A 14,537-nucleotide genomic window follows, 5' to 3' on the forward strand; every position below is an offset into this window, starting at 1 on the left:
ACACCTTTAAGAAACTTAAAAGCATGCTTCCCAGGTGCATCAAGTGAATGCAGGACATCCCGCGCCAGTTGTAGCAGTTTCCAGCCGGGAGGTAGCAATCCTGCGTTGACTTGTAGCGATACACCCGGGAACTAGTCGCTATCCCCGTCCACGATGTAGCAATCCCCTCTTTAAATGTCACTTTCTCCCGCTAAATTTAAAAGACTGCCCGGTTGGACAGTCACATAAGTTACTTATTAATGATCCCTTTCGCCACAAAAGCCACATTCTGCGGGCGCTCGGCCAGGCGGCGCATAAAATATCCGTACCAGTCTGTGCCGAATGGTGTATACACACGCATCTTATATCCTTGCGCATGAAGCTCTTTTTGACGATCTTCACGAATACCATAAAGCATTTGGAATTCAAATTGTTCTTTTGGAATGCTGTGTTCTTCTACAAGCTTCAGCGTATAGTCGATAATCGCATCATCGTGCGTTGCAATCGCTGTGTAATTTCCATTTAACAGATGCATTTTAATGATATGTTTGAAATTTTCGTCAACATCTCTCTTCTCGGGAAATGCAACTTCTGGTGACTCTTTGTACGCCCCTTTAACAAGACGAAGATTCGGAGAATACGCGTTCAGCATTTTCATGTCTTCTTCTGTGCGGTAAAGGTAAGCCTGGATCACCGTTCCAATATTGTCATATTCGGATTTAAGCTGAGTGAATACGGAGAGTATTTTACCGCAGCTTTCGTAATCCTCCATATCTATCGTAACAAAAACATTTTGTTCAGTTGCAACGTCAAGGATTCTTCTCATATTTTCAAGGACGATCTCTTCTGAAAGATCCAATCCTAATGAAGTTAATTTGAGTGAAAGCTCTGAATCAAGGTGATTGAGTCCGATTGCACGAACAGCTTCGATACATAGTTCAGCAGTTTCTGCTGCTTCCTGCTCATTGTCCACAAATTCTCCAAGACAATCGAGGGTTACACAAAGACCTTCTTCATTTAATTCTTTAATGGTCTTAACTGCCTGTTCAACCGTCTCTCCCGCTACGAATCTGCTGGCACCAAACTTTAGTCCATACTGCTTTGCTGCCTTCGTCATCGGTTTATTAGAAGATAAAAATAAAAAGAAATCACGCATCACTCGTTCCATGATGTCAAACCCCCTGAATCAAAAATTGTTTTGTAACCGCTTTCTATTTTTCTAAAATAAGAAATCCTTTAGCGGACTAGCATAATCTTATCATGCCAAGTTTCATTTGAATACAAAAATCGACGCATAATCCTTCCATTTCCTGCACATAGTAAACAGGACGAAAAAGGAGGCGATAAAATGACTCAACATCAAATTTCAACAAAAGATCTTTTGTACCTGAAAGACGTTCTCGAATGGAATCTGCTGGCTTCAAAAAAAGCACATTTTGCTGCTTCGCAGTGTACAAATCCTCAACTGAAGTCATCTCTGGAAGCATGCTGTACAATGCACAAAAATCACTATGAACGAACAGCGGCTTTTCTTTCAGGACAGCCCCAGGATCAGATTCAATAATTTATACCGAATCAGGAGGAATTTAAATGCAGGATATTCAACAACATGCCACAATGTCTGAAAAAGACTGGGCAACAGATCTTCTTATACTGGAAAAACATCTGGCTGTCAGCTATAGTGTCGCTTCAAATGAAGCCAGTACGAATCAGCTTTTTCAGTTTCTGCAATCATTACTGAATGAAACCGGACGACAGCAGCATACGCTCTATTCATTTATGGCACAACAAAACTGGTACAATCCGGCACAGGAAACGCCTGTGAATATCCAGGCGGCTTCGAGTCAGGCGCAGGCAGATAAAAGTCAGCTTCCAGTGCATTAACGGATGAATAGAATAACCGAAAAGTGTGAGTCACACTTTTCGGATTTTTTATGCCTTAATCTTCTTCATTCTCTTTCTTTTCTGCTCGAACCGCTTTATTTTTCTTCTGAATATCCCTGACAATTCTCTTCATTTCCTCTTTACCTTCCGGATATAGGCTGTTCCAGTGTCTGGCAAGAGCAGGCATTGTTTTAGCAATGTGATTATATAGTACGTACATTTTGATTTCTTCGATTGACTGGTCAGATGTATCACCTGTCAGCAGTTCTGCGTATTTTTCAACCATTGCATCCATTTTTTCATTCATCATTGTACTTACATCCCTTCCCTGTTTGTGTATAATTAACCTTAATTCGTCAGAATCTTTGTAAAATGATAGAATTGCTGATGATTTTCGCTTCAATCATGAGTTATGCTCAAATTTATTCAAAGTTCGATTACCCGATAAAAATAAAAACCGCCTGCGATAGACGGTTTTCCATTTATGAAACTGCATCTGCCGCTTTTTTTGTTTCCTGAACAATACACCGTCCTCTGCCATGCGGAATACACAAAGGTGTTCCGAAAAGCGGGTCTGTAGTGACCTGACAGTTCATTTCAAATACGTGCCTTACCATATCACAACTGATTACTTCTTCAGGTTTGCCCTGTTTGTACACTTTACGGTCTTTTACGGCAATCAGGTTATGTGCATATCTGCATGCCAGATTTAAATCGTGCAGCACCATGACGATGGTCCGGTTTTCACGTTCATTTAATTCAAATAGTAAGTCAAGTATTTCAATCTGGTGGGTCATATCCAGATAAGTCGTTGGTTCATCCAGTAAAATCAGTTCAGTATCCTGTGCGAGTGTCATAGCAATCCAGGCACGCTGGCGCTGACCGCCTGACAGTTCATCTACAAACCGATCCTGTAATTCTTTCATTCCTGTTGCTTCAAGCGCACTTTCTACAGCTTCTTCATCTCTTTTAGACCACTGCTGTAAAAAGCCCTGGTAAGGATATCTGCCCTGCTTCACTAGCTGCAAAACAGTGAGTCCTTCAGGTGCAACTGGTGATTGAGGTAAAATCGCCATTTCCTGTGCTACTTTACGCGAAGAATAGCGGTTGATTTCTTTTCCATTCAGTAACACATCACCATCCTGAGGTTTAAGCAGACGGGCCATTGAACGCAACAGGGTTGACTTCCCACATCCGTTTCCACCAATCAGAACAGAAATCTCTCCTTTTGGAACGGTTAAATCAAGCTCTTCTATTATAATGGAATCTCCGTATCCTAATGTTAACGACTGAGTCTTTAGCATCAAATTCGATCTCCTTTAGTTTCCTTCGCAGGCTTCAGCAACTTTTCTTCTTTAATTCTAGACTCTTTTCTTATATCAGTCAATGATTCTGAGAATCATTATCAATAATTCCGAATTTATTTTTTGCGTTTTAAATTGAAAACTCTTATGATTCCTTTATGGAGGGATGACAAATGCAAGGTATCAAAAACAATGATCAATTTAAAGAAACAATCAACAAAAGTGAACCGGTGATTGTAAAGTTCACAGCAGACTGGTGCCCTGATTGCCGCAGAATGGATATGTTCATTGATGACATTATGGATACATATCAGCAATATAGCTGGTATGAACTGAATCGTGATGAACTGCCTGAGGTTGCAGACGAGCAGGAAGTAATGGGTATACCAAGTCTTCTCATTTTTAAGAATGGTGAAAAGAAAGCACATCTTCATTCTGCAAATGCAAAAAGCCCCGAACAGGTTAAGGAATTTTTAGAAGCGCAAAAGTAATCAGAGGAGAGGTCAGCCATGACAGCCAGAACCATTCAGGTCGGTGAACTCCCTGTCTCAGCTTCAGTCGTCGCTTTTGACAAGGATGGCACACTGTTTCAGGCAGAACCTTTTTGGACAGCTTTAAATAAAGAAAGAAAAAAGCGTTTTGTATCTATCACAGGACTTCACCACGGTGAAGAATGGGATCGGATCATGGGCGTTACAGAAGATGGCGTAGACCACAGTGGACTGCTGGCAGTTGCCAGTGAATCCGAGGAAAAAACGGTCATTGCTGCTCTGTTGTACCGGCATACAGGTAAACCATGGATCGAATCTCTCGCACTGGCAGAAAAACTGCTTGCTGAAAGTAATCATTCTTTAAATATTGAAGAAGCATTTATTCCAACTCCCGGAGCAGTAAGTCTCCTGCAGGAGTTAAAGCGTGCCGGTTATGTCGTTGGAATCGCTACTTCTGATAACAAGCAGCGAACCAATGCATGTATGAAACTGCTCGGCTTTCATGACGCTGATTTTATCGTCACACCTGAAAGCGTCTCTCATGGGAAACCGTCCCCCGATATGCTTGAAAAAATCTGCCGGGACTTTACCGTTCCACCTGAAGAAGTTTTAATGGTTGGAGACAGTATAGTTGATTGCATGATGGCAAAAGCAGCAGGGTGTAAAAGCATTGCAGTAAACCAAAACCCTGAACTCAGGCATGACCTTTCTAAGCTCGCCGACTTCACCCTGACAGGTGTCGCGGATATTTTAATTAAATGGGAATCATAATCCTTATTCATAATCCGGAAAATGTGCTGATGGACATTTTCCGGTTTTTTTGCGTGCTTTTTATGCCTATGGGCAGGATATTATAAACGATTCTGGGGATACGACCGTCTTTGGGGCTGAATAGTGCAGTCGATTCTGGGGATACTACCGTCGTTTGGGCGGTTACGACCGTCGCTCGGGATAACACTACCTTCAACCCGGGTGTATCGTACCATCACCGGGCAACATAACACTGTCACCATAGACACCTCATCCAAACAACCTTCTATCCCCTCTCGTCACATCCCTTTTGCACATCCCAGCACCTTCATTCTTGACACATCTGTCGGTAATGTGAAAAAGTAAGTCTATTAACAGAACAATTGGAGGTGCAACCATGTTTGAATGGGTGCTGAAACGATCGAAAATATTTATGATTTTATTTGTGTTATTTCTCATTATCGGCATTCTGACGTTTCTTCAGCTGCCACAGCGTGAAATACCGGAAACGTCGATTAACATCTCCACAATCTCTACACCGTACCCGGGTGCTACACCTGAAACCGTAGAGCGGACTGTCACAAATCCGATTGAAAGAAACCTTGATGGCTTAGATGGAATTGATAGTATTTCATCTTCATCTGCTGCCGGTTTTTCTCAAATTATTGTGACCTTGACTGATGGTGCTGACAAACAGGAAACATTGTCTGCTATCAGACAGGAAGTTTCTGATGCAGGGTCTGCTTTTCCAGAAGAAGTAGTTGACCCTACTGTCAGCGAAGCGGCTGCAAATTTCCCGGTCACATCTTACATGCTGACTGCAGAAAACCGTGAAGATTTTGAAGGACTCCGAACTGTGATGGATACATGGGAAGAAGAATTGTCTTCGATTCCCGGTATTTCAGGTGTCACTGTAAAAGGTGTTCAGGAAGAAGAAATTATCCTTACTTTAAACAGTGAAGACCTTGGGGAAAACGGACTCGCCTTCCCTCAGGTACTGACAGCGATTGAGGAAGAGTTCAACCCGGTTCCACTAGGCAAACAGGAAGCGGACGAAACAATCTATCAATTATCAATTGAATCATATTCTTCTGTTGAAGAAATGGAACAGGTAGTCATTGGGCAGAGTCCTCAGGGAGAAGCTGTACTGCTTTCTGATGTAGGAACTGTCGATATACAACCTAAAGAAACGGAAGATCTGATCACATTTGAAGGTCAGCCGGCTGTTTCAGTTACAACATACTTAGAAACTGGTGAGGATATTCCTTCAGTTAGTGAAGCAGCAGAAGAAAAAGTTGCTGAACTTAAAGAACTTCTGCCGGAATCCATTACGTTTGAACCGTACTATTCACAGGCAAATCTGGTCAATGAAATTTTCCAGGGACTGTTCTTCTCGCTTGCGATTGCCGTATTAGCTGTTATCGTCACGAGTTCACTCGGTCTGACTGCCGGTGGGGCAATTGTAGTAGCCATTGCGGTACCGATGTCAGTGTTAATGGGAATTATCCCCTTACCTGCTGCAAGTGTTGATTTAAATCAGATTTCTGTAATTGGCGTGATTATTGCACTCGGGATTCTGGTTGATGACTCGATCGTCGTCAACGATAATATACAGCGCAGATTCAAGCTTGGTGATAAAGCACTTCCCGGTGTCATAACCGGCGTGAAAGAAGTCTGGGTTTCAATTGTCACTTCTTCATTAGCGATTGTCTTCACCTTCCTTCCGCTCGTATTTTTATCAGGTGGAAACGGGGCCTTTATCAGAGCTTTGCCAACAGTACTGATTACAACAATTATCGCTTCAACGATCGTTGCATTGCTGCTTGTACCGATGCTTCGTTACAGTTTTTACAGAAACACATCGAAAAAAGTATCTGATTCACCTGGACTGCTAGGTAAGCCGCTGAACCTGCTTGCTGATTTTTATGCAGATAAGATTTTGAAAAGAACAGCAAAAAAACCGTTGTTAACTGGTGCGTTAGGGTTGCTTGTCACCACAATGCTCTTCGGACTGATCGCGTTTACACCATTTGAATTCTTCCCTGCCGCTGATCGTGAAGAAGTAACGGTTGATGTTACTCTTCCAATCGGAACGCCTCTTGAGGAAACGGAAAGTACACTGCTTGAAATGGCAGACGTGCTCGGACAGGATGAAGGTGTTTATGAAACGTCTGTATTTGCCGGCACAGGACTTCCTAATCTGTTCAACAGTTCCCTGGATACAACGGGTGATTATACAGGTCAGATTGTGGCCCGTGTTGACCGTGAAAATCAGACGGCAAAAGGGTTAATTGATGACTGGACTGATGAATTAAGAAGTCAGTACCCTGATGCGATTATATTTATGAATACGATTGAACAGGGTCCTCCTTCAGGTGCACCGGTTACTGTTACAGTAAAAGGACCTGAACTTGAAGAACTTGTATCAATTCGTGATGATGTAATGACTCAGATTGAAGATTTGGGTGTAGACCTGGTGCTTGATAATATTGGAGAAGAAGAACCTGTTATTTCATATGTTCCTAATCGGGATGCACTCGAAGAAAATGATATTAGCATTCAGAATATCAGTCAGCAGATCCGTCTTGTGACTGAAGGAATTCCAATGGCTTCATTTGATGATGGCGTCACGCAGCGTGATATGAAGCTGCTCGTTGACCCGGTTGAAGAAGGTCAGGACATTCCGCTTGATGACATTGAGGTGCCGGTCCAACAATCTGAAGGCCCTCCTCAATTAATCGCAATGTCTGAACTCGTATCGGCTGAAGAAACGTCACAGCTGCAGCGGATCCAGCACGAAGAAGGTGAACGTGCGATTACAATCCGTGCCTTCCCTGGCGAAGTGGAGGATCTTGAAGCAAAAACAACTGATATTGTCGAAGAAGTCCGTTCTTCTTTAAATGACGATTATTCTCTGACAATTGGGGGAGAAAACGAAGCACAGAATGACTTCTTCTCTGAAATCATCCTGCTGTTCACGATCGTGATCTTCCTTGTTTACCTGCTGATTGCATTCCAGTTTAATTCACTGTCACTGCCTTTCCTTGTGCTGACAGCTGTATATCTGGCAATTGCAGGCGCAATACTCGGTTTATTCGTTACACAAACACCAATCAGCTTCCTTGCTGTGATGGGAATGGTATCACTAACCGGTATTGTTGTAAGAAACTCTGTTGTCCTGATTGACTTTATCGAACAGGGCATTGCAAACGGCATGATGGTACGGGATGCTGTAATTGAAGCAGGACGCGTGAGAATTCGTCCAATCACATTAACAGCAGTCACGTCAATCGTTGCCCTGATCCCTGTTGCAGTGAGTGGAGATGCACTATTCACACCACTTGCAGTTACGATTATTGCAGGTATCGCATTCTCAACATTACTGACGCTGGTTATTGTACCAATGCTTTACCTCGTATTCCTGCGTTTCAGACGTAAAGGAAAAGAGCTTAAGAAAAGCGGTCAATATTAAGCAATCTGGAGCTGTCCTTTTGGGGCAGCTCTTTTTTATTGTTTAATGCCGGACCGGTCCCGGATTTTAAAACCGGGCCGCTCTTTTGCTATAATAATAACCTAATGCTTTTCTAAAGGAGATCACGATGAAAATTATGATTACAGGAGCCACGGGCTTCGTAGGATCTAAACTGATGCTTTCACTTTTAGATGAAGGACACATCCTCTATCCGGTAGTACGCAATCAGCACAAGATTGATCAATTTATAAATAACACCACACCTGACCAGGCTGCAAGAATTCATCCTGTATCAGGCGATATTACACGTACCGATTTTGGGATTCATTATACGGACTCGCTTACCGGAAATATTGACATTCTATATCACACCGCTGCCTACTTATCATTTGATCCGAATGACCGAAAAAAAACGTTTGATGTAAATGTAGATGGTACGAAACACGCACTTGAATTAGCGGAGAAACTTCAGATTCCTGCTTTCTATCATGTGAGTACAGCTTATACATCCGGATTGGACGATTTGTCTTATGAAGACATTCACTCCTCAGACAGACCATTTGTAAATGATTACGAAGAAAGTAAGAATCACGCTGAGCACCTCGTGTGGGACAAGCGAGATCAATTAAAGGTAAGTATCTTCAGACCGTCGATCATTGTAGGAGATACAACTACCGGTGAAGCTGATACGACATTTGCGCTATATGGTCTGCTGAAGGCTGTGGCATTACTGAAGAAGCTTGTTGCACGTGGACGGGTCGACCAGAATAAAATGATCAAACTTCTTTGTGACCCTGAAGCTTCTAACAATGTCGTGCCAGTCAATTATGTAGTAGACGTGCTGACAGCTGCTGCACATTATGCTGAAGCAAATAAAATTTATCATATTTCAAATAACCATGCGCCAAAAAATGCAACTGTCATGGAGTGGATTAAAGAACAAAGCGGAGTTGAGAATTTGGCCGTCACCGCAAATGCAGTAGAACTTTCTAAAGAGGACGCAGTCATTAATGCGCCTATGCGCGTTTTTCACTCTTACTTATCACGCACTGTAATTTTTAAAGATGATCATACCAAAGCTTTGCTTGAAAAAGCGGGCCATGATCCTTTTGAGTTAACAGATCAGCAGTATCAGATGCTGATTGAAACGTATTTTAAACAACATTAATCTCTAAATTCTCTCTTAAAGGGGATGGAACAAAAGCTGTCTCATCTTGTTACTCGTTTCGCTGCGCTTCAGGCGGACGCTTTCCGCGCGCGGGCCGTTTTGTGGCCCCATTTGACCTCCTCACCGCTTCGCGTCTGCGGGGTCTCACCTGTCCGTCTTATCGCGCTGGAGTCACCGCCTTACGCTCCGCTACACTTAGATTTCAAAAAAAATTGTTTAAATCAACATAAGAGATTGTTTTGTCTCAGCCTTCTTTAAATCTTGAAAAAGAAATGAATGAGTATTTAGTAACATTTTTTTAAACTGTATGTGATAGTAGCTGATTTTTTATTTCGATTCTCTAATGGAAATCACTTTATCACTGTGACGCATATATTTACTAAAGCAAAGGGTTTTTACTCTTTTTTACTGGAAATGAATATTCATAAAATGTATATTCATTTGATATTTATACCAAATGCACCTCACATAACCTTGTCACATCAACATCTCTTCCTATTATCTCCTATTTACATGAGATGAATATTTATATATATTATACAATATTCAGAACATTATTAAATGATGAGGTGACGGTCATGCAGGGGATTATTGATTCGGTTAACAACATTTTATGGACTTACGTTTTAATTGCAGTACTGCTCGGAGCTGGTGTTTATTTCACAGTGGCAACACGTTTTGTACAGTTCAGATATTTAAAAGAAATGGTTAAAGTACTCGGAGACAAGACAGTTGTACCAGATGGGATGAAAAGTATCAGTTCATTTAAATCATTTTCAATAGGTGCTGCAACAAGAATCGGGACCGGAAATCTTGCCGGTGTGGCAGTAGCGATTGTAATTGGTGGACCGGGGGCAGTGTTTTGGATGTGGATCGTGGCACTTCTCGGAGGTGCGACGAGCTTTATCGAGAGCACGCTGGCACAAGTATATAAAGTCAGAGACGGTAATGCTTACCGTGGTGGCCCAGCTTACTATATTGAAAAAGGCTTAAATAAAAGATGGCTTGGTATTGTGTTTGCTGTTTTAATTGCCATCACATTCGGATTAATTTTCAACTCTGTTCAAAGTAATACAATTTCATTAGCATTTGAAAGTGCGTTCGGCATTGACCGTCTGATTGTCGGCGGGATTGTAACTGTATTAACAGGCTTAATCATCTTTGGAGGCGTTCACCGTATTGCCAGTTTTTCAAGTGTGATCGTGCCGATTATGGCAGTATTATATATTTCGATTGCGCTGGTCGTGATTGCCATGAACTTCACACAGATTCCTGCTGTATTTATGACAATTATCAATAGCGCATTCGGATTTGAACAGGCGCTGGGCGGCGGTATTGGTGCAGCGATTATGCAAGGTGTCAGACGCGGACTATTTTCCAACGAAGCTGGTATGGGTAGTGCACCTAACGCAGCTGCGACAGCCAATGTCAGCCACCCTGCAAAACAGGGGTTCATTCAGACTTTAGGTGTGTATGTAGATACGTTAATCGTATGTTCAGCGACTGCGTTCATCATTCTTGTCAACACTGATTATCAGGCAAGCGGGCTTGAAGGAATTGAATTGCTTCAAAGTTCACTAAGCGCACAGGTTGGTGACTGGGCAGGAATCTTTATCGCGGCAGCAATCTTCATGTTTGCATTCAGCTCAATTATCGGAAGCTACTACTATGGTGAAACAAACATTGAGTTTATCAGAAAGAACAAAACAGCACTCAATGTTTATCGTGTACTGACAATGGGTCTGGTCATGTTCGGTTCATATGCAAGTCTTGGTATGGTCTGGAGTATGGCAGATGTATTTATGGCCTTAATGACATTGATTAATATCATCGGTATCGTGTTGTTAAGCGGTATTGCGATTAAAGTATTAAAAGATTATGAAGCTCAGCGCCTGCAGGGGCTGGATCCAATCTTCAAACCTAAGTCTCTTGGTATTGAAAATACAGAGTGCTGGGATGAAGTACGCGAGACGATCGAAAAAGATGCAGATGAGAAAGTATCTTAAGAGTTGGACGCCTGCCATGTTGCAGGCGTTTTTTCTGCTCAATGAAAGCTTAACACCCATAGTGAAACACTAGTCATAAATGTGAAGACACTTAAAATGTAGAATTTTTCTACACAAACAAAATAAAGGAAGATGATGCTCTCAAACTTGCTGAGCATCATCTTCCTTTTCGTTACATTATATTGTATAGATCACTCAGGTTCATTGCAGTGGAAGGCGGGGACTCCGGGACGATTAGCCTGTCAGCTGAGACCCCGCAGGCTTGCCGAGGAGGCTCAGTGCAGGCCGTCCGGAAAGCCTCCGCCTGAAACGGAAATGAACCGGTCTATTTCAAGCACCATTTTCAGAAGCTTTTATATTGTTAACTCTTACATGAATCGTCTGTGCAGGCATTGCCCTGTCCACCGACATTTACTAACGGTGACTGATTGGTTTCTGCCCATACTTTTTCAAGTGCCTGTGTAAATACTTCATCAGGCTGTGCACCTGAGATCGCATATTTATTTTCTAATACAAAAAACGGTACGCCGGATACACCGATTTGTGAAGCCTTTTGGATATCGGCATTCATTTCAGCTGTATACTGATCCGAAGTCAGGACTTCACGCGCCTTCAATCCATCAAGTCCTGCGTCTTCTGCAATCGCAACCAGCTGGTCGTGATCACCAATATGTTTAGACTCAAGGAAGTAAGCACTTAACAGCTTTTCAGTCACTTCCTGATCTTTCCCGTGTTCAGCAGCAAAATGAGTAAGCCTGTGTGCATCCTGCGTATTTGTGCGCTTCATTTTTGAAAAGTCATAATCCAGGCCGACTTCTTTCGCCTGTGCCACGACGTTGTTTGTCATCTCTACTGCCTGATCGTAAGACATGCTGTACTTCTTCGCAAGCGCAGTAACAGTATCTTCAGTTGCGTTCATTGGCGCATCAGGATCGAGCTGGAAGCTGCGATAGACGACTTCGACCTGATCTTTGTGTTCAAACGAGTTCAAAGCGTGTTCAAGCTTTCTTTTTCCGATATAGCAAAATGGGCAAACGTAATCTGACCAAACTTCAATTTTCATTGGTGAATCCCTCCTGATTGTTCATAGTCTTATCTTACAATGTTTATTTTTTATAATCGAAAGATCTGCCTGCTGTTTGCATTGGAAGTAGGAGCCGGTTGACTTCCGTTCCAGGCGGAGGCTTTCCGGACGGCCTGCACTAAGCCTCCTCGGCAAGCCTGCGGGGTCTCAGCTGACAGGCTAGTCGTCTCGGAGTCCCCGCCTTCCACTACAGCCAACCTGAGCTTTTCCAAAAGAAAGGTTTAATCAAGAATAAGTTTATAATAGTAATTCACCAGTTAAATTTAGTTTTTATTAAATAAGCTATGTTAAAGTCCAATGATGTTTTAGCACAGATGGTGATTGTAGCGGAAGGGGGGACGACTCCAGCAGGATAAGCGCGAGGAGGCTCACCGCACGCCCTGTGGAAAGCGTTCCCCCCTGCAGCGGAAATCAACAGCCACCTTTAACAGAGTCATTAATTAAGAGAAAAAACCGCTCAGAATTTATCTGAACGGTTTTAAAAAAGAGTTTATTCTTCAAATAAATCAGTTACTGCACCTTTAGATGATGAGGATACGTTATTTGCGTATTTCGCAAGGATGCCGCGTGTGAATTTCGGTACGGGCTTTTTCCATTCGCGTGCACGTTTTTCGAATTCTTCTTCTGAAATTTGCAGGTTGATTTCCTGTGTGTCGCTGTCGATTGCAACAATGTCTCCATTTTGCAGGAGGCCGATTGGTCCGCCGACTGCGGCTTCCGGTGCGATGTGTCCGATTACAAAGCCGTGTGACCCTCCTGAGAAGCGTCCGTCTGTCATGAGTGCTACTTTACCATTTAGGCCGCGGCCAACGATCATTGCGGTAATGGAGAGCATTTCAGGCATTCCTGGTCCACCCTTTGGCCCAACATTACGGATGACAACAACGTCGCCTTCTTTAATTTGATTACCTTCAATTGCTTTAGTACATTCCGCTTCGCTGTCATACACTTTTGCAGGTCCTTCGAAACGGCTGATTTTCTGTCCGCTCATTTTAGCAACTGCGCCTTCAGGAGCTAGGTTCCCTTTTAACACAACAAGAGGTCCAGTCTTCTTAAGCGGCTCGCTGATTGGTTTGATCACCTGCTGACCTTCTTTTAATGAAGGAACTTCTGCAAGGTTTTCCGCGATTGTTTTACCGGTTACTGTAATGCAATCGCCGTGAAGCAATCCTTCTTCTAAAAGCAGCTTCATCACGGCAGGTACACCGCCCGCTTCATAAAGATCCTGCATCACATATTTACCGCTTGGCTTCAGATCAGCAATATGCGGTACGTTTTGACGTACACGTTCGAAATCGTCCATCGTCAGGTCCACTTCAGCTGTGTGCGCCATTGCCAGGAGGTGGAGAAATGCGTTAGTTGATCCTCCAAGAGCCATGACAACTGTAATCGCGTTTTCAAACGCTTCTTTTGTCATGATGTCACGCGGGTAAATATCCTGCTCAAGCAGCTTGACGACAAGCTCTCCGGCCTGTTCACATTCCTGCTCTTTGTAATCATTGATAGCAGGTGTTGAAGAAGATCCCGGAATACTCATCCCAAGTGCTTCAACCGCTGATGCCATTGTGTTCGCTGTATACATACCACCGCACGCTCCAGCCCCCGGACATGCACTGCACTCCACTTTATACAGCTGCTCTTCATCAATCAGCCCTTCCTGGTACTGACCTACCGCTTCAAATGAAGAAACGATGTCGATGTCTTTACCGTCGAGTTTTCCAGGCTGAATTGTACCCCCGTAAACATAGACAGAAGGAATATTCATTCGTGCAATCGCCATAACACAGGCTGGGGTTGTTTTATCACAGCCTCCGATTGCAACAATACCATCAAGGCGCTCTGCATTTGTTACTGTTTCAATCGAATCCGCGATCACTTCGCGGCTTGGCAGTGAGTAAAACATACCTTCATGCCCCATCGCAATGCCGTCAGATACTGTAATTGTGTTGAAAATCATTGGCGCGCCGCCACCAGCTTTTGCACCGCTTTTCGCACGCTGGGCAAGCTTATCAATATGTACGTTACACGGCGTCACTTCACTCCATGTACTTGCTACGCCAATCATTGGTTTTTTGAAGTCTTCATCTGTAAAACCGACTGCACGAAGCATTGACCTGTTTGGAACTCTGTTGACACCTTCACTGATCACTTTACTTCTGATTCTCAGATCTTTTTTCGTTTTATCCATCGTGTAACCCTCCTGATGATTTTCCGCTTTACACCGTTGCAGCGAAACTTTTGTATAAAGACCATCATACATACAGATGTGAGGTTCCGCAATAAGTATTCTGAATTTATCAACATTTCTATCAATTAAAACGCTTTCATTTTAAAAATGTACGAACATTTGTCAAAATATGAGTTGCGGGATAGAAAACCCTAATTTCGTGCGGTACACT

General features: G+C 43.0%; 12 protein-coding genes. 7 read left to right on the forward strand and 5 right to left on the reverse strand.

What is annotated here, in order from left to right; all coding sequences use genetic code 11:
• Nucleotides 1-229 precede the first annotated feature (229 nt).
• Nucleotides 230-1,147 (reverse strand): proline dehydrogenase family protein, encoded by a 918-nt coding sequence (locus tag E2626_RS00420; protein WP_134378504.1) that lies wholly within the window; start codon nucleotides 1,145-1,147, stop codon nucleotides 230-232.
• Nucleotides 1,148-1,327: 180 nt separating this feature from the next.
• Between E2626_RS00420 and E2626_RS00425 the strand changes: the two genes are divergently transcribed.
• Together E2626_RS00425 and E2626_RS00430 are read left to right on the forward strand one after the other, a co-directional pair.
• Nucleotides 1,328-1,543, forward strand: a complete 216-nt coding sequence (locus E2626_RS00425; protein WP_134378506.1) for a hypothetical protein — start codon at nucleotides 1,328-1,330, stop codon at nucleotides 1,541-1,543.
• A gap of 26 nt (nucleotides 1,544-1,569) precedes the next feature.
• Complete coding sequence (locus E2626_RS00430) at nucleotides 1,570-1,863, forward strand: spore coat protein (RefSeq protein WP_134378508.1); 294 nt, start codon at nucleotides 1,570-1,572, stop codon at nucleotides 1,861-1,863.
• A 55-nt stretch (nucleotides 1,864-1,918) separates the two neighbouring features.
• Here E2626_RS00430 and E2626_RS00435 read toward each other — a convergent pair whose 3' ends face one another.
• Together E2626_RS00435 and E2626_RS00440 are read right to left on the reverse strand one after the other, a co-directional pair.
• A complete protein-coding gene (locus E2626_RS00435; protein ID WP_134378510.1) occupies nucleotides 1,919-2,173 on the reverse strand; it encodes a DUF2573 family protein in 255 nt (84 codons plus the stop codon).
• 172 nt (nucleotides 2,174-2,345) lie between these two features.
• Nucleotides 2,346-3,167 (reverse strand): ABC transporter ATP-binding protein, encoded by an 822-nt coding sequence (locus E2626_RS00440; RefSeq protein ID WP_134378512.1) that lies wholly within the window; start codon nucleotides 3,165-3,167, stop codon nucleotides 2,346-2,348.
• Between the two features lie 173 nt (nucleotides 3,168-3,340).
• On the opposite strand from E2626_RS00440, the gene E2626_RS00445 reads away from it, so the two are divergent.
• From E2626_RS00445 to E2626_RS00465, 5 genes are all read left to right on the forward strand, one after another.
• Nucleotides 3,341-3,658 carry a thioredoxin family protein gene (locus tag E2626_RS00445; RefSeq protein WP_134378514.1) on the forward strand — a complete coding sequence of 106 codons (318 nt, stop codon included), beginning with the start codon at nucleotides 3,341-3,343 and terminating at the stop codon, nucleotides 3,656-3,658.
• Nucleotides 3,659-3,676: 18 nt separating this feature from the next.
• Nucleotides 3,677-4,429 carry an HAD family hydrolase gene (locus E2626_RS00450; protein WP_134378516.1) on the forward strand — a complete coding sequence of 251 codons (753 nt, stop codon included), beginning with the start codon at nucleotides 3,677-3,679 and terminating at the stop codon, nucleotides 4,427-4,429.
• A 376-nt stretch (nucleotides 4,430-4,805) separates the two neighbouring features.
• Nucleotides 4,806-7,880: an efflux RND transporter permease subunit gene (locus E2626_RS00455; protein ID WP_134378518.1), complete on the forward strand. Its 3,075-nt coding sequence runs from the start codon at nucleotides 4,806-4,808 to the stop codon at nucleotides 7,878-7,880.
• 127 nt (nucleotides 7,881-8,007) lie between these two features.
• Nucleotides 8,008-9,048 (forward strand): SDR family oxidoreductase, encoded by a 1,041-nt coding sequence (locus E2626_RS00460; protein ID WP_134378520.1) that lies wholly within the window; start codon nucleotides 8,008-8,010, stop codon nucleotides 9,046-9,048.
• 578 nt (nucleotides 9,049-9,626) lie between these two features.
• Nucleotides 9,627-11,054, forward strand: coding sequence for an alanine/glycine:cation symporter family protein (locus E2626_RS00465; protein WP_244094213.1), 1,428 nt, complete (start codon nucleotides 9,627-9,629; stop codon nucleotides 11,052-11,054).
• A 361-nt stretch (nucleotides 11,055-11,415) separates the two neighbouring features.
• Here the strand turns inward: E2626_RS00465 and E2626_RS00470 are convergent, their stop codons facing one another.
• Nucleotides 11,416-12,117, reverse strand: a complete 702-nt coding sequence (locus E2626_RS00470) for a DsbA family oxidoreductase (RefSeq protein WP_134378522.1) — start codon at nucleotides 12,115-12,117, stop codon at nucleotides 11,416-11,418.
• Between the two features lie 511 nt (nucleotides 12,118-12,628).
• Nucleotides 12,629-14,326 carry a dihydroxy-acid dehydratase gene (gene ilvD, locus E2626_RS00475; RefSeq protein WP_134378524.1) on the reverse strand — a complete coding sequence of 566 codons (1,698 nt, stop codon included), beginning with the start codon at nucleotides 14,324-14,326 and terminating at the stop codon, nucleotides 12,629-12,631.
• Nucleotides 14,327-14,537 lie beyond the last annotated feature (211 nt).

Origin of the sequence: Jeotgalibacillus salarius, assembly GCF_004405125.1 — a bacterium.
GTDB classification, from domain to species: Bacteria; Bacillota; Bacilli; order Bacillales; family Jeotgalibacillaceae; genus Jeotgalibacillus; species Jeotgalibacillus salarius.

Coding starts and splice junctions, on each gene's coding strand:
- E2626_RS00420 (WP_134378504.1), bottom strand. CDS start 1,147: ATGGAACGAGTGATGCGTGATTTCTTTTTATTTTTATCTTCTAATAAA.
- E2626_RS00425 (WP_134378506.1), top strand. CDS start 1,328: ATGACTCAACATCAAATTTCAACAAAAGATCTTTTGTACCTGAAAGAC.
- E2626_RS00430 (WP_134378508.1), top strand. CDS start 1,570: ATGCAGGATATTCAACAACATGCCACAATGTCTGAAAAAGACTGGGCA.
- E2626_RS00435 (WP_134378510.1), bottom strand. CDS start 2,173: ATGATGAATGAAAAAATGGATGCAATGGTTGAAAAATACGCAGAACTG.
- E2626_RS00440 (WP_134378512.1), bottom strand. CDS start 3,167: ATGCTAAAGACTCAGTCGTTAACATTAGGATACGGAGATTCCATTATA.
- E2626_RS00445 (WP_134378514.1), top strand. CDS start 3,341: ATGCAAGGTATCAAAAACAATGATCAATTTAAAGAAACAATCAACAAA.
- E2626_RS00450 (WP_134378516.1), top strand. CDS start 3,677: ATGACAGCCAGAACCATTCAGGTCGGTGAACTCCCTGTCTCAGCTTCA.
- E2626_RS00455 (WP_134378518.1), top strand. CDS start 4,806: ATGTTTGAATGGGTGCTGAAACGATCGAAAATATTTATGATTTTATTT.
- E2626_RS00460 (WP_134378520.1), top strand. CDS start 8,008: ATGAAAATTATGATTACAGGAGCCACGGGCTTCGTAGGATCTAAACTG.
- E2626_RS00465 (WP_244094213.1), top strand. CDS start 9,627: ATGCAGGGGATTATTGATTCGGTTAACAACATTTTATGGACTTACGTT.
- E2626_RS00470 (WP_134378522.1), bottom strand. CDS start 12,117: ATGAAAATTGAAGTTTGGTCAGATTACGTTTGCCCATTTTGCTATATC.
- ilvD (WP_134378524.1), bottom strand. CDS start 14,326: ATGGATAAAACGAAAAAAGATCTGAGAATCAGAAGTAAAGTGATCAGT.